The organism is Pacificispira sp., assembly GCF_965228185.1.
In the GTDB taxonomy this organism is placed as follows: Bacteria; Pseudomonadota; Alphaproteobacteria; order UBA8366; family Aestuariispiraceae; genus Pacificispira.
In genome coordinates, this window is sequence record NZ_CBDDHE010000008.1 from 176854 (window position 1) to 193464 (window position 16611).

20 protein-coding genes and 1 riboswitch are annotated in these 16611 nt (G+C 63.0%); of the genes, 10 read left to right on the top strand and 10 right to left on the bottom strand.

Features of this window, described 5'->3' with window-relative positions; all coding sequences use genetic code 11:
* Window positions 1–3: 3 nt before the first annotated feature.
* Window positions 4–882 carry a cytochrome c oxidase subunit II gene (gene coxB / locus ACO06O_RS15520; protein ID WP_421881637.1) on the bottom strand — a complete coding sequence of 293 codons (879 nt, stop codon included), beginning with the start codon at window positions 880–882 and terminating at the stop codon, window positions 4–6.
* A 336-nt stretch (window positions 883–1218) separates the two neighbouring features.
* A complete protein-coding gene (locus tag ACO06O_RS15525) occupies window positions 1219–2607 on the bottom strand; it encodes a DUF3422 family protein (RefSeq protein WP_421881640.1) in 1389 nt (462 codons plus the stop codon).
* A gap of 168 nt (window positions 2608–2775) precedes the next feature.
* Here ACO06O_RS15525 and tldD point away from each other — a divergent pair, with 168 nt between their 5' ends.
* Together tldD and ACO06O_RS15535 are read left to right on the top strand one after the other, a co-directional pair.
* Window positions 2776–4209, top strand: a complete 1434-nt coding sequence (gene tldD / locus ACO06O_RS15530; protein ID WP_421881643.1) for a metalloprotease TldD — start codon at window positions 2776–2778, stop codon at window positions 4207–4209.
* 64 nt (window positions 4210–4273) lie between these two features.
* Complete coding sequence (locus ACO06O_RS15535) at window positions 4274–4870, top strand: hypothetical protein (protein WP_421881647.1); 597 nt, start codon at window positions 4274–4276, stop codon at window positions 4868–4870.
* A gap of 13 nt (window positions 4871–4883) precedes the next feature.
* Here the strand turns inward: ACO06O_RS15535 and ACO06O_RS15540 are convergent, their stop codons facing one another.
* From ACO06O_RS15540 to ACO06O_RS15550, 3 genes are all read right to left on the bottom strand, one after another.
* Window positions 4884–5627 carry a TVP38/TMEM64 family protein gene (locus tag ACO06O_RS15540; protein WP_421881650.1) on the bottom strand — a complete coding sequence of 248 codons (744 nt, stop codon included), beginning with the start codon at window positions 5625–5627 and terminating at the stop codon, window positions 4884–4886.
* A 108-nt stretch (window positions 5628–5735) separates the two neighbouring features.
* Window positions 5736–6227, bottom strand: coding sequence for a 6,7-dimethyl-8-ribityllumazine synthase (locus ACO06O_RS15545; protein WP_421881652.1), 492 nt, complete (start codon window positions 6225–6227; stop codon window positions 5736–5738).
* Window positions 6228–6320: 93 nt separating this feature from the next.
* Window positions 6321–6479: riboswitch (FMN riboswitch) on the bottom strand.
* Between the two features lie 7 nt (window positions 6480–6486).
* Window positions 6487–7455 carry a fatty acid desaturase gene (locus tag ACO06O_RS15550; protein ID WP_421881655.1) on the bottom strand — a complete coding sequence of 323 codons (969 nt, stop codon included), beginning with the start codon at window positions 7453–7455 and terminating at the stop codon, window positions 6487–6489.
* A 69-nt stretch (window positions 7456–7524) separates the two neighbouring features.
* On the opposite strand from ACO06O_RS15550, the gene ACO06O_RS15555 reads away from it, so the two are divergent.
* The 6 genes from ACO06O_RS15555 to ACO06O_RS15580 all read left to right on the top strand — a co-directional run bounded on the left by ACO06O_RS15555 (window position 7525) and on the right by ACO06O_RS15580 (window position 11203).
* Entirely contained in the window at window positions 7525–8037 is a 513-nt protein-coding gene (locus ACO06O_RS15555; RefSeq protein WP_421881657.1) for a PAS domain-containing protein, read from the top strand.
* Between the two features lie 116 nt (window positions 8038–8153).
* Window positions 8154–9740 carry a lysine--tRNA ligase gene (locus ACO06O_RS15560; RefSeq protein WP_421881660.1) on the top strand — a complete coding sequence of 529 codons (1587 nt, stop codon included), beginning with the start codon at window positions 8154–8156 and terminating at the stop codon, window positions 9738–9740.
* A 12-nt stretch (window positions 9741–9752) separates the two neighbouring features.
* Window positions 9753–10022 carry a DUF6460 domain-containing protein gene (locus ACO06O_RS15565; protein WP_420418509.1) on the top strand — a complete coding sequence of 90 codons (270 nt, stop codon included), beginning with the start codon at window positions 9753–9755 and terminating at the stop codon, window positions 10020–10022.
* An 11-nt stretch (window positions 10023–10033) separates the two neighbouring features.
* Window positions 10034–10207 carry a hypothetical protein gene (locus ACO06O_RS15570; protein WP_421881663.1) on the top strand — a complete coding sequence of 58 codons (174 nt, stop codon included), beginning with the start codon at window positions 10034–10036 and terminating at the stop codon, window positions 10205–10207.
* Window positions 10208–10211: 4 nt separating this feature from the next.
* Window positions 10212–10583 carry a cupin domain-containing protein gene (locus tag ACO06O_RS15575; protein WP_421881666.1) on the top strand — a complete coding sequence of 124 codons (372 nt, stop codon included), beginning with the start codon at window positions 10212–10214 and terminating at the stop codon, window positions 10581–10583.
* Window positions 10583–11203 (top strand): MliC family protein, encoded by a 621-nt coding sequence (locus tag ACO06O_RS15580; protein ID WP_421881669.1) that lies wholly within the window; start codon window positions 10583–10585, stop codon window positions 11201–11203. The genes ACO06O_RS15575 and ACO06O_RS15580 overlap by 1 nt, the downstream gene beginning before the upstream one ends.
* Here the strand turns inward: ACO06O_RS15580 and ACO06O_RS15585 are convergent.
* Window positions 11200–12201, bottom strand: a complete 1002-nt coding sequence (locus ACO06O_RS15585; protein WP_421881673.1) for a pyridoxamine 5'-phosphate oxidase family protein — start codon at window positions 12199–12201, stop codon at window positions 11200–11202. The genes ACO06O_RS15580 and ACO06O_RS15585 overlap by 4 nt on opposite strands.
* 9 nt (window positions 12202–12210) lie before the next feature.
* On the bottom strand, window positions 12211–12834 hold the full coding sequence (locus ACO06O_RS15590) for a glutathione S-transferase family protein (protein WP_421881676.1): 624 nt from the start codon (window positions 12832–12834) through the stop codon (window positions 12211–12213).
* Window positions 12835–12937: 103 nt separating this feature from the next.
* Here ACO06O_RS15590 and ACO06O_RS15595 point away from each other — a divergent pair, with 103 nt between their 5' ends.
* Window positions 12938–13837, top strand: a complete 900-nt coding sequence (locus tag ACO06O_RS15595) for a LysR family transcriptional regulator (protein ID WP_421881679.1) — start codon at window positions 12938–12940, stop codon at window positions 13835–13837.
* Between the two features lie 8 nt (window positions 13838–13845).
* On the opposite strand, the gene ACO06O_RS15600 is transcribed toward ACO06O_RS15595, so the two are convergent.
* The gene (locus ACO06O_RS15600) at window positions 13846–14187 is read right to left on the bottom strand and encodes a tRNA-binding protein (protein WP_421881682.1); all 342 of its coding nucleotides are present in this window, start codon (window positions 14185–14187) and stop codon (window positions 13846–13848) included.
* A gap of 130 nt (window positions 14188–14317) precedes the next feature.
* Window positions 14318–14815 (bottom strand): phasin family protein, encoded by a 498-nt coding sequence (locus tag ACO06O_RS15605; protein WP_420418517.1) that lies wholly within the window; start codon window positions 14813–14815, stop codon window positions 14318–14320.
* Window positions 14816–15054: 239 nt separating this feature from the next.
* On the opposite strand from ACO06O_RS15605, the gene ACO06O_RS15610 reads away from it, so the two are divergent.
* Window positions 15055–16332 (top strand): NupC/NupG family nucleoside CNT transporter, encoded by a 1278-nt coding sequence (locus tag ACO06O_RS15610; protein ID WP_421881685.1) that lies wholly within the window; start codon window positions 15055–15057, stop codon window positions 16330–16332.
* Here ACO06O_RS15610 and ACO06O_RS15615 read toward each other — a convergent pair whose 3' ends face one another.
* Complete coding sequence (locus ACO06O_RS15615; protein WP_421881688.1) at window positions 16333–16611, bottom strand: ribbon-helix-helix domain-containing protein; 279 nt, start codon at window positions 16609–16611, stop codon at window positions 16333–16335.

The window sequence follows — 16611 nt, forward strand, 5'->3', positions numbered from 1 at the left end:
GATTTACTGCGCGGCGCCAACCGGCGACACGGCCACTTCCGGCCCCGTGCCGGGCTTATGCGCCTGCTCGACAATGTCGTATTTCTCGCGCGCTTCGGCGGCCCAGGCTTCGAATTCTTCCTTCGGCACAACCCGAACGTGGATCGGCATGAAGGCGTGATCGGTGCCGCACAGTTCCGAGCAGAAACCATAATAATCGCCCGGCTTCTCGACAGGGCTCAGCGGGAATTCGTTCAAGCGACCCGGGACAGTGTCCATGCGCACGCCGAAATCGCTGAGCGACCAGTTGTGCAGCACATCGGCGGAGGTCATCTGCAGGCGAATCTTCGTATTCGCCGGCAGCACGATCACCTCATCCGTCTCCATCAGCCGCTTCACGCCCTGCTGCTCCGCCTCTTCATGGGTGCGGGCCGCGATATAGGCGTCGATCTTGAAGTTGCCGTGATCGGGATACTGATACTCCCAGTACCACTGATGACCGACGATCTTCAGGGTCATTTCAGAATCCTCGAAATCGTCGGTAGCATAAAGCAGCGACAATGACGGGAAGGCGAGAACGACCAGGATCACCACCGGAATGCCGGTCCAAAGCACCTCAAGCAAGGCGTTGTGCGTCGTCTTCGACGGGACCGGATTGGCGCTTTCGCGGAACCGCCAGCAAACATAGAGCAGCAGCAGCAGCACGAAGACCGTGATCACCGTGATAATCGGCATCAGCCAGTAGGTATGGAAATTGTCCATGTCGCGGGCCAATTGCGTAACCGGCTCGGGCAGGCCCAACTGCCAGGGTTCGGCCTGCGCGGCCAACGCTTGACCAGCAGTCGCCACGGCGCCAACCGCCAATGCGCTCAGTCCCGAAAGGATGGTGAAGAGCTTGCGCACCCTATTTCTCCCGTTTTAACCCCCGCGCCCGCGAACACGCCGGCGCGATGCAAACCTTGTCGCTTCGGACCGTGAAATGACCGCCATCAGGCGGCCCCTCCGTTACGGCTTTCCGAACATCCCGTATTCTACCTCGCTACGCGCCTCGTTCAAGGCGACGCCGGGTAGGGACATTCCATAGAACGCCCCTCCGGTAGCTCCGCGCGTTAAACACCAGCATCGCCCGCAAATCAACGGAATTCAGGGACTTGCGAAGAATTCTCATTTCAATCCTAAAGACCCGCCGTCCGCCTCAGCGACAGATTGTAGCACCCGCAATGCGTGGCTGGAATCGCGTCATTCGTCCCGATCCAGGCGCTTGCGGACGCGATGCAGGCCCGACCAGACCGCGACGGCGACCAGCGGGACCGCCGCGCCGATAACGTAAGGGGGATAGACGGGCAGCCCCATTTCCGACAGGGCCTTGGCGCCATAACCGATCAAACCGACCGTATAATAGGTTATGGCGGCAACAGAGAGCCCCTCGACCGTCTGCTGCAGGCGCAATTGCAGGCGGGCCCGCCGATCCATCGAACTCAGAAGTCCCTGATTCTGCTTCTCGAGCATGAAATCGACCCGCGTGCGCAGCAGATTCGCCGCCCGCGTCGCCCGGCGCGACAAATCCGCCATCCGCAGTTCGACCGATTCGCAAGTTCGGCGCGCCGGTGCCAGGCGGCGGTCGAGGAACTCCCGTATCGTTTGATAGCCCTCGTGCCGTTCCTCGCGCAATTCGTCCAACCGGGCATCGACCAGGGCGAAATAAGCCCGCGCAGCCGAGAAACGGTAGCTGTGTCCGGAATTCATCCGCTCGATCTCGGCCGAAATCTGCATCAACTGGGTCAGAAGCTCCGATTCGCGGCGTGTGCCGTCACCATTGCCCTGCTCCACGATCTGGGCCATCTCGCCGGTCAGGGAGGCGAGACCGCGGTCGATCCGCGTCAGTTCCGGCCCGACCATCCGCGCGACGGGCAGCGCGAGAAGCGCCAAATTTCGGTAGGCGACGATTTCCAGCAGCCGCTGCACCACGCGCCCCGCCTTGGCCGGCGGCAGATCGTAGGGTTTCAGCAGAATACGGTTATGGCCGTCGCCGTGAATCCGAAGATCGGACCAGACCCGGGCCGCAGAACCGGAAAGGGTGCTGGTTACCAGGCTCTCCGGCACGAACATTTCCGACAATGTCTGGACATCCGGATCCTCGCCGTCGACCGGCAGCACCGCCAGATTCGTTGCCACCAGAACCTCGCCCGGCAGGTCGGCCAGCCAATCCTTCGGCAGATACTGCGCGGCGCTGGCAGCGAAGGGCCGGTCGAACCGGCCATGGCGCAGGACCGTATAGGTCGCGAATTCCGTATGCCGTTCGAACCGCAGGCGGAACGGACCGAAATCCGCGGAAAAATGGTTCATGTCCTCGGTCGGCGGGTTGACCCCGTGCCGGTCGCAAAGGTCCTTGAGGTGCCCATGGACGCCGGAATCCTGCCCTTCTGCCAGCATGGTGGCGTACATGCTGATCCGGACCGGCGGCTCCAGCATCTCGAAGGGCCGCGCGTGCAATTCGTTGGTCAGCGCATAGCGCAACCGGTGCTCCCTGGCGAAGAGTCCGGCGCGCGGTGCGCCGGATGCGGCCGCGGTCGGCGCGTCTGCCGGCGGGGCGGGCTGCGTATCGATTGTACCCTGGGTCTTGCCCATAACGATGGCGTCCCTATCTGCGGTTCCTAGGATCGATTCACGCCGGGATGGGGCTTGCATAACCCGAACTGGCGAAGGACGCTACGGGACATTTTGCCGTAAGGTCCGGAAACCCGGCACAGTCATTCGGCGCGGCCCATGCCGTCCGCGCCTTCGGAAGGAGAGTTCATGTCCGATATCGCCATCACCGACGGCCTGTTCTACGGCCGGACCGAACTGGAACAGGACCGGGTCGCGTCCCTGGTCGCCGACAGCCTGCACGGCGCGGAAGACGGCGAATTGTACCTGGAATATGTGCAGAGCGAGAGCTTGCTGCTGGAAGACGGCAAGATCAAAAGCGCCAGTTTCGATACCTCCCAGGGCTTCGGTCTGCGCTCCGTCGTCGGGGAAGTTTCCGGCTACGCCCATTCCGGCGAATTGAGCGAAGCCGCCATAAAACGGGCGGCGGACGCGGTGCGCGCCGTTCATGGCGGCCACGGCGGAACTTTGGCCGGCGGTCCGCCGAAGACCAATATGGCGCTGTATTCCGACATCAATCCGTTGGAGACGATGAGCTTCGACGCCAAGGTCGCGCTGCTGGGCGAGATCGACGCCTATGCCCGCGCCAAGGACCCGCGCGTCAAGCAGGTATCCGCCCGGTTGGGCGCCGAATGGGCGGCGGTTCAGATCGTGCGGCCAGACGGCGAGCGCACGGCGGATATCCGCCCGTTGGTGCAGATTTATGTCAGCGTCGTCGTGGAACAGGACGGCCGCATGGAAACCGGATCCCAAGGCTGCGGCGGGCGATTGGACTTCGCGGGCTTCGTGAAGCCGGACCGCTGGCAGGCCCAGGTCGACGAGGCGCTGCGGCAGGCCCTGATCAATTTGGAAGCCGTACCGGCCCCGGCCGGGGAAATGCCGGTCGTGCTGGGCCCGGGCTGGCCCGGCATCCTGCTGCATGAAGCGGTCGGGCATGGGCTGGAAGGCGATTTCAACCGCAAGAAAACCTCGGCCTTCGCCGGATTGCTGGGCCAGCGCGTCGCCGCGCCGGGTGTCACGGTCGTCGACAATGGCACGCTGAAGGACCGGCGCGGATCGCTGACCGTCGATGACGAGGGCACGCCGACAAGCGAAACCATCCTGATCGAGGACGGCGTTCTGAAAGGTTATATGCAGGACCGCATGAATGCCCGCCTGATGGGCGTGAAGTCGACCGGCAACGGGCGCCGGCAATCCTATGCCCATTGCCCGATGGTACGGATGACCAACACCTACATGCTGGGCGGCGACAAGGATCCGGGCGAAATCCTGTCGTCGGTCGACAAGGGCATCTACGCGGTCAATTTCGGCGGCGGGCAGGTCGACATCACCAACGGCAAGTTCGTGTTTTCCTGCACCGAGGCCTATCGTATCGAAAACGGCAAGATCGGCGCGCCGCTGAAAGGCGCGACCCTGATCGGAAATGGCGCGGATGCGTTGACGAAAGTGTCCATGATCGGCAACGATCTGAAACTGGACGATGGCGTCGGCACCTGCGGCAAGGAAGGCCAGGGGGTGCCGGTCGGCGTCGGCCAACCGACCTTGCGCCTGGACGGCCTGACCGTCGGCGGCACGTCGGCCTAGACCGCATCGGCATCGGGTTCGATTGCGCGTGACGAGTGACCGGGCGGTTCGGAGGACCCATGGAATGACGCGGTGGCAGGGAATAGCGGCGATCATGCTGGCCGCCGCCTTTTTGTCCGGCTGTGACGATCAGGACAGTGCGAATAGCGGCAATACCGACGCCCTGTCCGCGCTGGCCCCGGCTGCGGGAACGTCCGGCGACGATGGCGCGCGCACTGAAACGCAAACCGTCGACAAGGTCGTCGACATCGTCACGGCGGAAGTCAGCACCGCCTGTCTACGGGAATTGCCGGAACCCTCCGTCGCCTCCGCGACGCCGGCACGTCTCACCCTGACACTCGAAAACTTCACCTATTCCTTCGAAGAGGGCCGGCACCGGTTCACCCATGACCGGCGGTTCAAGGAAACATCGGGCATCGGCCTCTACATCTATCGCGGCAAGGTCTGCGTCGAGGATGCCCAGGTCTGCGCCGATGCCTGCGTGCGCTACCGGGTCGAGCCGGGCGGCAGCCTGACCCAGCGCGGCCATCACATCGCGACCCCGGTCGATCCGGACCGGATGACGCTGCAATACTGGGCCCGCGACGATGCCGGGAACGCGTTCACCATCTTCCGGGAAATTCGGACGGACGGAGAGACCATCAAAGTCTCCGAGAACTGACTGGCCGAAAAGGTCAGGCGTCCCGCCGGCCCTTCCAATATTTGTAGGCAACCGGGATCAACGACAGCAACGCCAGCCCCGCCAGGGCCAGCACCACGTCGGGTGTCAGTACGCCGGACAGGCTGAGCGAGCCGCCCGACGCGATCACGCTGTCGAAACCGGCACCAACCTGGGCGTAAACGAAGGTGCCCGGCACGATGCCGATCAGCGTCGCCAGGACATAGACGCGCAGCCGCACATCGGCGAATGCGGGCGCGACATTGACGACGAAGAACGGGAACAGCGGCACCAGGCGCAGCACCAGAAGATAGCTGAACGCGTTATCGCGGAATCCGTCCAACAGCCGCTCGACCCGCCGTCCCGCCTTCTGCCGCAGGGCATCGCCGAAGGCCGAACGGGCGATCAAGAAAATGACGGTCGCACCGATGGTGGCCGCAACGACGGTGTAGGCGGTGCCCAACAGACTGCCGAACAACAGCCCGCCGGTCACCGTGAACAAGGTCGCGCCCGGCAGCGATGCCGCGACCATCAACGCATAGACGGCCATGTAGATCAGTACAGCGACCACCGCATGCGCGGCGACAAAGCCCTGCAGGTCCGCGCGGTGCGCCTGCAACGCCTCAAGACTGACGAACCGGTCCAATCCGGCGGCGAAGAACCCGACAAACAGCCCCCCAAGGACAAACAAGGGCAGCAATCGGCGCCACAGCGGTTTGGCGGCGGGCGTCGCGGAAGATGTGGTGGGCGGAGTCGCCATGCTCTCACTCATTTGGGTCTGACCATACTTGATAGACGGTATGGGGCGGAATGTACGTTCATTTCCGCCCCGCGCCATTGACAAGTCATGACATTCCCGTGAGGGCGATCAGGCCGCGCGGGACATGATCGGACGTTCCAGAACGGCATTGAGCGCCCCGGCCGCCTCCCTGCCCTTGGTCACAAAGTGATCGGCGAAGAACTCCGTATGGACCGCGTGCTCATGGAAATGATGCGGCGTCAGTACGACAGAAAGAACGGGCGCCCCCTCGTCCAGTTGCACCCGCATCAGCCCGTCGATCACCGCCGACGCGACGAAATCGTGACGATAAATGCCGCCGTCGACGACGAAAGCAAAGGCAACGACCGCATCCGCCTCGCCCGAACGAAGCAGGCGCTGCGCCAAAAGCGGTATCTCGAAGGCGCCGGGCACATCATAGGTCCGGATCCGCTCGCCCTCGATCCCGTTTTCACCGGCGGCTGCCACAAAGGCTGTGTGGGCGCGGTCGACAATATCCGCATGCCAGCGCGCGCGGATGGCGGCAATTACCGGTTCTTTCTGACTGACTTGGCTCGACTGGTTGTCGGTCCGCTGATTCATCTCTCGTTCCTTCCAATAGGACGTTTCAGAATCAGGGCGCACGGGTCGACGCACGCCTCGTGCGGCCGACACAAGGCCACGCGCTGCGCCATCTACCGTCCTCTTCCATCCGGACTGTGACCGTCGGCTTCGGAATCGCACCGAATCTGCTGACCCTTCCGGCCCGACGGACGGAAGGCGCTCGCGGGCTTCGGACGGATCGCTCCGCCCGTTACCGCCGGTGGGGACTTCCACCCCGCCCCGAGAACAGGCGGCCAGTCTAGTCGGAAACGGGTAACGCGCTCAATCCGCGAATGAAGTGCCGGTGGAACGGCAGATATCCCGGCGAAATCGTCTCGATTCGATTACGCAGAAGCCTGTGCGCGTCGGGCAGCCGGTGGAAAGGCACGGCCATGAAGGCGTGATGTTCGCAATGATAGGGCATGTTCCAGGCCAGAAACCTCACAATGCCAAGTGTCAGGGTCGTCCTGGTATTGCGGAACATGTCCGCGACCTGCGGGCACAGATTGTGTTCGGCCAAAAGGTAGAAGCGCAGGAAGGGCTGCCCCAACAGCACCGGGACCAGCCAGTAGGTCAGCACCGCCGCGCTGCCCATCGCGACCGAAATGGCGGCGACCGTGCCATAGAAGGCCAGATAGAGCCTTGCCTCCGTCACGACGGCGGGCGCGATCCGGTCCGTCAGGAATGGTTCCGCCGTCCGGCCCAGCGCCCGGCCGGTCAAACCGGCCACCGCCGCGCGCCAATAGGGCAACCCGCTGAGATACAGGGCGTAACCGGCGAATCCTGAAATCAGCCTTCCGGCAAGTTCGGGGTCCTGTCCCGGGATTTGCGTATACCGGTGATGGGCCAGATGAAAGGCCCGGAAATACTGCGGCGGTAGGATCAGGATCGCCCCCGCGCCCAGGGCCAGCGCATCGTTTAACCGGCGGCTGGCGAAGGCGGTGCGATGGATCGTCTCGTGCAGCGGGGCGAAGAGAAAGACCAGGAATACCCCGAGCACCGCCTGAAAGGGCAAGGCAGCCCAGGGGCCCCAGGCGCGTTGCGATGCGTAGACCGCAGCGGCGGCAAGCGCGATCAGCCCGGCATGCCCGGCCAGTTGCCGCAGACCGGCGACGTCGGACGGTGCCGAAAGCGCCTTCAAGGCGTTCCGGGTTTCCCGGTCCAATGTCCCGGCCCCGGCCCCGGCCCCGGCCCCGGCCCCGGAGGGCGGCATGACGATATCGGCCATAGAAACTCCCAAAATTGCCCATGGCGCACGCGGCGCAGACCTGTAGACTAATCACGGGAGAACGCCCTTATGAAGCAAGAATTCAGCGCCGCGATCCAACCGGCCTATGATCTGTGGAACAGTCTACGGGCCGATCGCCCCTATCCCAAATTCTCGGATCTGGAGCCGGAAACCTTGGGGAAACTCGCCGAGCACGCGATCCTTCTGACCGTGCTGGACAATGATGATGACCAGGAACCGGACTTTCTTTTCCTGGCGGTAGGGTCGCATCTGGCCGAACGGTTCGGTCCCGGCCTGTACCGCAGCCGGGTTTCGCAATTGGACGATCTGGTACTGCGGAAAACTCTGCTGACCCGCTACCGCAAGGTATTCGCGTCGGGTGAACCCGTTTACGGCAAGGGCGACCGCGAACTGGACAAACTCCCCTACAGCTACGAGGCCTTGACCATGCCTCTGGGCAACGCCGAAACGGGGCAGGTGACGCATCTTCTCGGCGTCGCCATCTATTATACGCTTCAGCAGTACCGGGCCCTGTTCGGCAAGGACCGGGTGGGCGAGAACGAAACCCTGGCACCGCAATAACATTTCAAGAATCCACATCCATGCGTATGGCCGCGTCACTGCCGCAGTTGACGCGAACACGGGCCGCGCCTAGTTTCCGGCCCGTTTTTAACCTTTACCTGAAACGAGACAGTGTGATGACCAATCTGCGCGACCTAGCCCTGAATGCCCGAGCCTGGCCTTTCGAAGAGGCGCGCAAGGTCCTGAAACGCTATGAGAAGAAGGATCCGGAGAAAGGTTACGTCCTGTTCGAAACCGGCTATGGCCCGTCGGGCCTGCCGCATATCGGGACCTTCGGCGAAGTCTTGCGCACCACCATGGTCCGCCGCGCCTTCGAACTGATGAGCGACATTCCGACCAAGCTGATCGCCTTTTCGGACGATATGGACGGCCTGCGCAAGGTGCCGACCAACGTGCCGAACCAGGAAATGCTGACCGCCGCCCTGAACAAGCGCCTGACCAAGGTGCCCGATCCGTTCGGCACGCATCCCAGCTTCGGCGAGCATAACAACGCCCGCCTGCGGGATTTCCTGGACAGTTTCGGCTTCGAATACGAATTCGCCTCGTCCACGGACTATTACTTCTCCGGCAAATTCGACGACGCCCTGATCCGCGTCCTGGAATGCTATGAGCAGATCCAGAAGATCATGCTGCCGTCCCTGCGCGACGAGCGGCGGGCGACGTATTCGCCGTTCCTGCCGGTCGATCCCGAGACCCACGAAGTCTACCAGGCACCGGTGATCGCGACGGACGCCAAGAACGGCACCATCGTCTATCGCCGCGAAGACGGTCAGGAATTCGAGACCCCGGTCACCGGCGGGCGCTGCAAGCTTCAATGGAAGCCCGATTGGGGCATGCGCTGGTACGCGCTGGGCGTCGATTTCGAGATGTCCGGCAAGGATCTGATCGACTCCGTCAAACTGTCGAGCCGGATCTGCGAGGCCCTTGGCGCACCGAAGCCGGAAACCCTGACCTATGAGCTGTTCCTGGACGAGGAAGGCCAGAAAATCTCCAAGTCGAAGGGCAACGGCCTGTCGATGGAGGAATGGCTGACCTATGCCCCGAACGAGAGCCTGGGGCTCTTCATGTTCCAGAAGCCGAAAACGGCGAAGCGGCTGTATTTCGACGTCATCCCGAAGGCGGTGGACGAGTATTATACCCACCTGTCCAAGTTCGACGACGAAGACCTGGAAAAGCGCCTGGAAAACCCGATCTGGCACATCCATCGCGGCCAGCCGCCGCATGGCGCGCCGCCGGTCAGCTTCGGTCTGCTGCTGAACCTGGCGTCGGTCTGCAATACCGAGGACAAGTCGGTGCTGTGGGGTTTCATCAGCCGCTATGTCCCCGACGCCTCGCCCGAGGCAACGCCGGAACTGGACAAGCTGGTCGGTTACGCCATCCGCTACTACCAGGATTTCGTGAAGCCGGAGAAGGCGTTCAAGGCGCCGGACGAAACCGACCGGGCGGCGCTGACCGATCTGCGCACGGCCCTGGCCGGTATGGCGGAAGACACTTCTGCGGAGGATATCCAGACCCAGGTCTACGAGATTGGCAAACAGCACCCGTATGACAATCTGCGCGACTGGTTCAAGGCGCTGTACCAAGTCCTGCTGGGCCAGGAACAGGGTCCGCGGATCGGCTCCTTCTTTGCCCTTTACGGCTTGAAGGAAACTATCGCCTTGATCGATCGGGCGCTGGCGGGCGAAGATTTGTCCGCGGCGTAAGGAAGGGACACGATGCGCACCGATCTGTCGAAAGTAATGGCGACCCTGCTGAAGCTGGCGGTGATCAGCTTCGTTGTCGGCTGGCTGCTGGTTCAGTTCGACATCACGCCGGAAACCATCTTCGACAATTTCGGCGAAACGGTTCGCAAGATTTACGATTTCGCACGCGGCGCCATTGAATGGAGCGCGGGCTATATCGTGATCGGTGCCGTCATCGTCATTCCGATCTGGTTGATCTCCGTGGTGCTGGGCATGCTGAAAGGCCGGCGCCGCAGCGAATAGGGAGTGCGTTCATGGGGCTTCTCGGGCTGATTTTCGTATTGGCCGGCATTCTGCTATGCGGGTCCGGTATCGGGTTTATCTTCGGCATTCCCTGCATCTTGCTGGGCGTGCTTCTGTGGATCCTCGCCATCATCAAAGGCGGCGTGTCCGCCCTGTTCAGCCTGGGCGGCGGCAAGAAGGACTGATGCCATGACCGACAAAGCCGGAACCCTGTTCAACCTGAACGATGTCACCCAGGGCATTCAGCGCCAATTGGCCGACGGCATCGCGGCCCGGATCTTTCCGGGGGATCAGGCCATGCTGTCCGTCGTGACCCTGGCGCCGAACGCGACCGGAACCCTGCACAGCCATCCTCAGGAACAATGGGGCGTGCTGCTGGAGGGCGAAGCCGTCCGTGTTCAGGACGGTGAGGAATTCGCGGTCAAGACCGGCGATTTCTGGCGTACGCCCGGCGGCGTCGAACACACCGTGAAGGCCGGCCCGAACGGCGCACGCATCCTGGATGTCTTCGCGCCGCCGCGGGACGAGTACCGCAAACCGGGAAGCGGTTTCGGGACCTGATGACGCGGCTGTCCGCCCTCGCCGGACTGCTGTTTCTGACCGCCTGCGCCGGGTTTCCGGCCCTGCCTTACACCGCACCGACCTATTTCGCCTATCGCTGTGATGCGGGGACTTTCGATTTGCGCCTCGGGGATGAGGCTGCCCTGGTCCTATGGAACGGGCACCGGATCGCCCTGCCCCAGGTGCCCGCCGCGTCCGGCACACAGTACCGGAACGAGGACGGTTACCTGCTCTGGCTCAAGGGCGACGCGGCCCGGTTCGAAACGCCGGATTTCCAATGGTCCGGCTGCCGGGGCGAATGGGTCGACACGCCCTGGCGCGCCGCCGCCATTCGCGGAGTCTCCTTCCGCGCGATCGGAAACGAGCCCGGCTGGCTGGTGGAAATCCATCCCGAATTCGGCGGCCAGATCGTGCTGGACACCGGAACTAACGCCCTGCCGCTGACGCAGAAGCAAGGCGTGGCGTTTCCGGCCCCGATGACCGTTGCCGGCCGCCAGGTCGATTTTGTCATTGCCGACGAGGGCTGCCGAGACACGATGAGCGGGGAATACTCGCCGCTCACGGTGACAATGACCGTAGACGGCATACCCTATTCCGGCTGCGGACGCCGCTTCGACTAGACCCAGCGACCGGTGCGTGCGATCTGCGGGGCGGGTTCGGGGTCGCTCCAGGCAAAGGGGATGCGCCCTGGGAACACCCGTCCCTCGGCGACAACGAAACGGACCATTCGGATTGCCCCGTCGAAGGTTTCGATGGCAGGGTCATCCCACAGAATCTCCGCCCGTCCGGCGAGGCTGAGAACAATGCCATCCTCGAAACCCGGGAACAGCAGGCCGGCGCGCGGATTCACAGCAATATTGCCGAAGGTATTGAACGCCCGATTGCCGTTGAAATCAGGGAAGGTAAGAACCGTGCCGTCCGGGCCGTCCTCAACCCGCACAAATCCCGGCCGACCGCCGCGATGGCTGACATCGACGCCTTCCACCGGGTCCGGACCGCCCGCGCCCGGGGAGGCACTGGCGATGAACAGCGTGTCGGCCCGTGCGATCCGGTCGCGGCCTTCCGAATCGAGAACCGCCCCCAGCCTTACAGTGTCCTGCGCCGGCGCTTCGGCGCGATACCGGGGATTGCGGGCCTGGATGTATTGCGGGCAGTTTCCGAAACTCTGGTCCACCTGAATGGTGAAACCCGCATCGTCCACCGAAGCCACCTTCCCCGTCATACGGTTGCGGCGCCGGGTGTGGAATTCGACCCCGATCACCGCGACGGGCGCGCCGGGCTGGATGCCTTGCCGGGCAGGATCGTCCGGCCCCGGCAAGGCCCCAACCCGCAACAGTTTCGGATCGGGACTGTGCAGGAAGCCGGCGGGGCCGGTCAGGACGGACGCCCAAGGCTGCCCTGTCCCATCCAATGCCCCAACGAAGAGGGTCGGCAGGGTGGCGAAGAATGTCCGATGCTGATCGGGCATATGGTCCCGGATCATGCGGCGTCCCATCCGTTCAGCCAGATTGGCGGTCCCGTCCTGGATCTGCATGGCCAGTTCGCCCGCATGATAAGGGCTGGTCAGCAAGGGCCACCCTTGGGAAGACGCACGGCCGGATTCGGGATCGCTTGTCATGCCGGCCTCCTACGCCGCCAACGGGGTTGCGCGCATGGCAACATAACCGGGCAGCGCCTCGATGCGCGCGATCCAGTCTCGGATCGCCGGATACGGGTCGAGCGATACACCGCCTTCGGGCGCATGGGCGGTATAGGAGAACAGCGCGACATCGGCGATGGTCGGCGCCTCGCCGACCAGGAAGGCGCGGTTGGTCAAATGAGTGTTCATGAATTCCAGCAAGGTGGCCGCGATGGCCTTCGCCTTGTCCGCGTTTGCCTTTACACCGAAGACGGTGATGATGCGCGCCAGGGCCGGACCGGATGCCAGGGGTCCGGCAGCCAGGGACAGCCAGCGCTGGACCGCGGCCGCCGCTTCCGGATCGGACGGATACCAGCGGCCCGACGGATCGTATTTCCGGGCCAGGTAGACCAGGATTGCATTGCTATCGGCCAAGGTCACAGCAGCATCCTGGATGACGGGCACCTGACCCAGCGGATTGAGCGCGAGGAAGTCCGGAGCCTTGTGTGCGCCGGACGCCAAGTCGACCTCGATCAGGTCTGCTTCCAACCCGAGAAGCGACAACATCAGTTCCGCGCGATGGGCATGACCCGACAGCGGGTGGCGGTAAAGTCGGATAGGGGAGGTGGTCATGTTTTTCTCCTGAGCGTCGATGGGACGGTCGGAAGATAGTTGCCTCTCCTCGAAGAAATAATATCCTCATTCTGAAAACGATATTTCCGGAATTTGGAATAATATGGATCTCCTGAAAGCCATGCGCACCCTGGTGGCGGTCGCCGATAGTGGCGGATTTTCCGCTGCGGCGCGGACGCTGGGACAGTCGCCGCCCTCCGTCACGCGTGAGATCGCCGCCCTGGAAGAACGGTTCGGTTGCAAATTGCTGGCCCGGACGACGCGCCAAGTCCGGCTGACGGAGGCGGGTGCCCGGTACCTGGCCGATGCGCGGCGCATCCTGGCCGAAGTGTCAGAGGCTGAGGCCGCGGTGGCCGGGGTTCATGGTGAGTTGCGCGGGCCGATCACGGTGACGGCCCCAGCGGCTTTCGGGCGTCTACATGTCGCACGCCGCATCACCGCCTTCGCGCTGCGCCACCCCCGTATCCGGTTCACGACGCTGTTTCTCGACCGGATGGTCAATCTGGTCGACGAAGGCGTGGATGTCGCGTTGCGCATCGCGCAATTGCCGGATTCCTCCGCGACCGCGATCCGTGTCGGCAGCGTCCGCCAGGTGCTTTGCGCCGCACCGGATTATCTGGATCGGGTCGGCCCAATCCGGGAGCCAGGCGATCTGCAACGGGTCGAGGGCATCTATACGGCAACCTTTCAGGGCCCCTGGACCCTGATCCGCGACGGCAAACCGTCCCTGGTCAAACCGCCGTCACGGTTCATTTCCAACACGATCGACGGCGCCCATGAGGCGGCACGGGCCGGAATCGGAATCGCGCGGCTGTTGTCCTATCAGGTGGCAGACGCGATTGCGGAAGGAAGCCTGGTGCCGCTGCTGCAGGAGTTCGAGCCCGATCCGGTGCCCGTTCATGTGGTCCATCTGGAAGGCCGGAACTCACCGATGCGGATCCGGTCCTTCATCGACTATCTGGTCGAGGAATTGCGTCAGGAGCCGGTCCTGCGTAATGACTGACCGTCCGGTCAGTACATCCGGCCGCCATTGGGCACATCGAGATCGGGCCGCAGCAGGACCACTTCGCCCTCTTCGTCCGGCACACCCAGAACCAGAACCTCCGACATGAACTTGCCGATCTGCTTCGGCGGGAAGTTCACCACGCCAACCACTTTCCGGCCCGGCAGGGTTTCAATGTCGTAATGCTTGGTGATCTGGGCGGACGTTTTGCGTTCGCCGATCTCCGGTCCGAAATCGACCCATAGTTTGAAGGCCGGACGGCGCGCCTCCGGGTAGGGTTCGGCGCGCAGAATGGTGCCGACGCGGATATCGACTTTCAGAAAATCGTCAAAGGAAAGCGGCTCGGACATTGGGGCTCCCGTCTCTCTGTCGGTGATCTTGGCGACAGGGTATCCGGTTTGCCCGGGAAGGAAAGGCCGCCCAAAGCAAAACGCCCCGGCACGACGGCCGGGGCGTTCCAAAACCGCTTTGACGCGGGCGTTACTTCGGCAGCTTGGACAGCGTGTCCTTCAGCTCGTCCAGGCTTTCGACGAAGCGCTTGTTGACGATGTCAAAGGCTTCGGCCTGCGACTTCGCCATCATTTCGGACAGCTCACGCATGTTCGACACGGCGGATTCGATGGTCGACTTGACCTGATCGATCTGCGCGGACGCGTCCGGCGCGCCCACCGACTTGCCCTGCAGTTCCTGCAGCGCCGCATTGGCCTCGTCCATCGTGTTCTTCAGGATTTCGCTCTGGCGCTGGAACACGGCCTGCACACCTTCGGCGGCGGTCTTGTTCGCGGCGCTCAGCGCTTCCATGTTTTTGCGCTGCGCATCGGTGATCCCTTTCAGGTCCGGCGCCTCAACACCTTGGAAGTACTTCGTGAAGTCGGCTTTCAAGAACGGGTTCTTTTCCGGATCCAGGAACGGATTGTTCTTCGGGTCCAGAAACGGATTGTTCATCGGGTCAAACGCCGAGGACGGTTTCTTCGCCATGGGGGTACTCCTCCATTCGTCGGTTAGATGGGGTCATCGTTCCGATCCCCATCGCGTAAAAATTGATGCTGCACCGCAGCAATATCTCAACACATGATGCTAATCCACGCAACGGTCAAGGATTTTTGTGCAGTGCAACAAAAATGTCGCGCCGCACTACAAACGATCAAGTCGGCGGTTGGCTTAAGGCTCAACAGCATGTCACATTAGTTTTGGGGAATACAGGGGGAGTGCGTTCCATGGAAAACCTGCAGGCGGCCGCGGGCTTCGCGGCGCTCCTCGCATGCGCCTGGGTCTTAAGCGACGGTAAGCGCCGGTTTCCGGTGCGGCTTACACTGTTATGCATCCTGCTCCAGATTGGCCTGGCGGCGGTCTTCCTCTATCTGCCCGGCATGGCGTCTTTTCTTTCCGGCCTGAACGATGGGGTCACCGCCCTGGGCGAAGCGACCCGTGCTGGAACGTCTTTCGTCTTCGGCTATGCCGGCGGCGGGCCTGCCCCGTTCGAAGGCGGCGGTGGCGCAACGAGCTTCATCCTGGCCTTCCAGGCATTGCCGGTCGTGCTGGTGATCAGTGCCCTGACCGCGCTGCTGTTTCACTGGGGCATCATCCAGGCCGTGGTCCGCCTGTGCGCCTGGGCTCTGCGCCGGACTCTCGGGATCGGCGGGGCGGAAGCTGTCAGTGCCGCCGCCAATGTCTTCATCGGCATGGTCGAGGCGCCGATCCTCGTCGCGCCCTATCTGAAACGTCTGGACCGGTCCGGGCTGTTCCTGATCATGACCGTCGGCATGGCGACCATCGCCGGGACCGTTTTCGGCATCTATGCCGGGTTCCTGTCCGGCGTCATCCCCGGCGCGGCCGGACATCTCTTTGCCGCCTCGCTAATCAGTCTGCCCGCAGCCATCATGATCGCCCGGATCATGGTTCCCGTCCCACCCGAAGTGGTCCAGAACGAACACCTGGACGTCGAACTGTCCTTTGGCGGCGAGGCGGACGGTCTGCAAGCCAGCAACATGATGGACGCGATCTCCCGCGGGACCGCGGCAGGCGTCAAACTGCTGATCTCAATCATCGCCTTGCTTCTGGTGCTGGTCGCACTGGTATCGCTCGCAGATATGATAATGGCCGCGATCCTGCCGGACGTCGCCGGCGCGCCACTATCCATCGAACGTATTTTTGCCTGGATCTTCGCGCCGATCGCCTATGCGATGGGCATTCCCTGGGCGGAAGCCGGGACGGCCGGTGCGTTGTTGGGCACCAAGACGGCCCTGAACGAATTATTGGCCTATCTGGCGCTGTCGCAATTGCCGCCGGACGCGCTGGCGCCCCGGTCGGAACTGATCCTGACCTACGCGCTGTGCGGCTTCGCCAATTTCGGAAGTCTGGGGATCATGCTGGGCGGATTGACCGCCATGGTGCCGGAGCGCCGCGCCGATCTGGTGCGTCTGGCGCCCCGCAGCCTGATATCCGGGACCCTGGCGACCTGCCTTACCGGCGCGACCGTCGGGATCCTGGTCTGATCAGTCGCCGATCGCGTCCAGCAGCACGAAGGTGCGGATCGCGCTGGACAGGTTGCCCGTGCGTTGGCGGTCGATATCGGTAACCAGTTGATTGACCGAGATACCCTTTTCGACCGCGATGGTGCGGAGCGCTTCCCAAAAGACGTTTTCCAGCGAAATGCTGGTGCGGTGGCCGGAGATCACGACAGAGCGCTTTTTGATCTCGGCCGGGTCTTCCGCGTTCTTAATCCGCGCCCGACGGGCGCTTCCGCGTGTCATGAGCATACTGATATCGTTCAT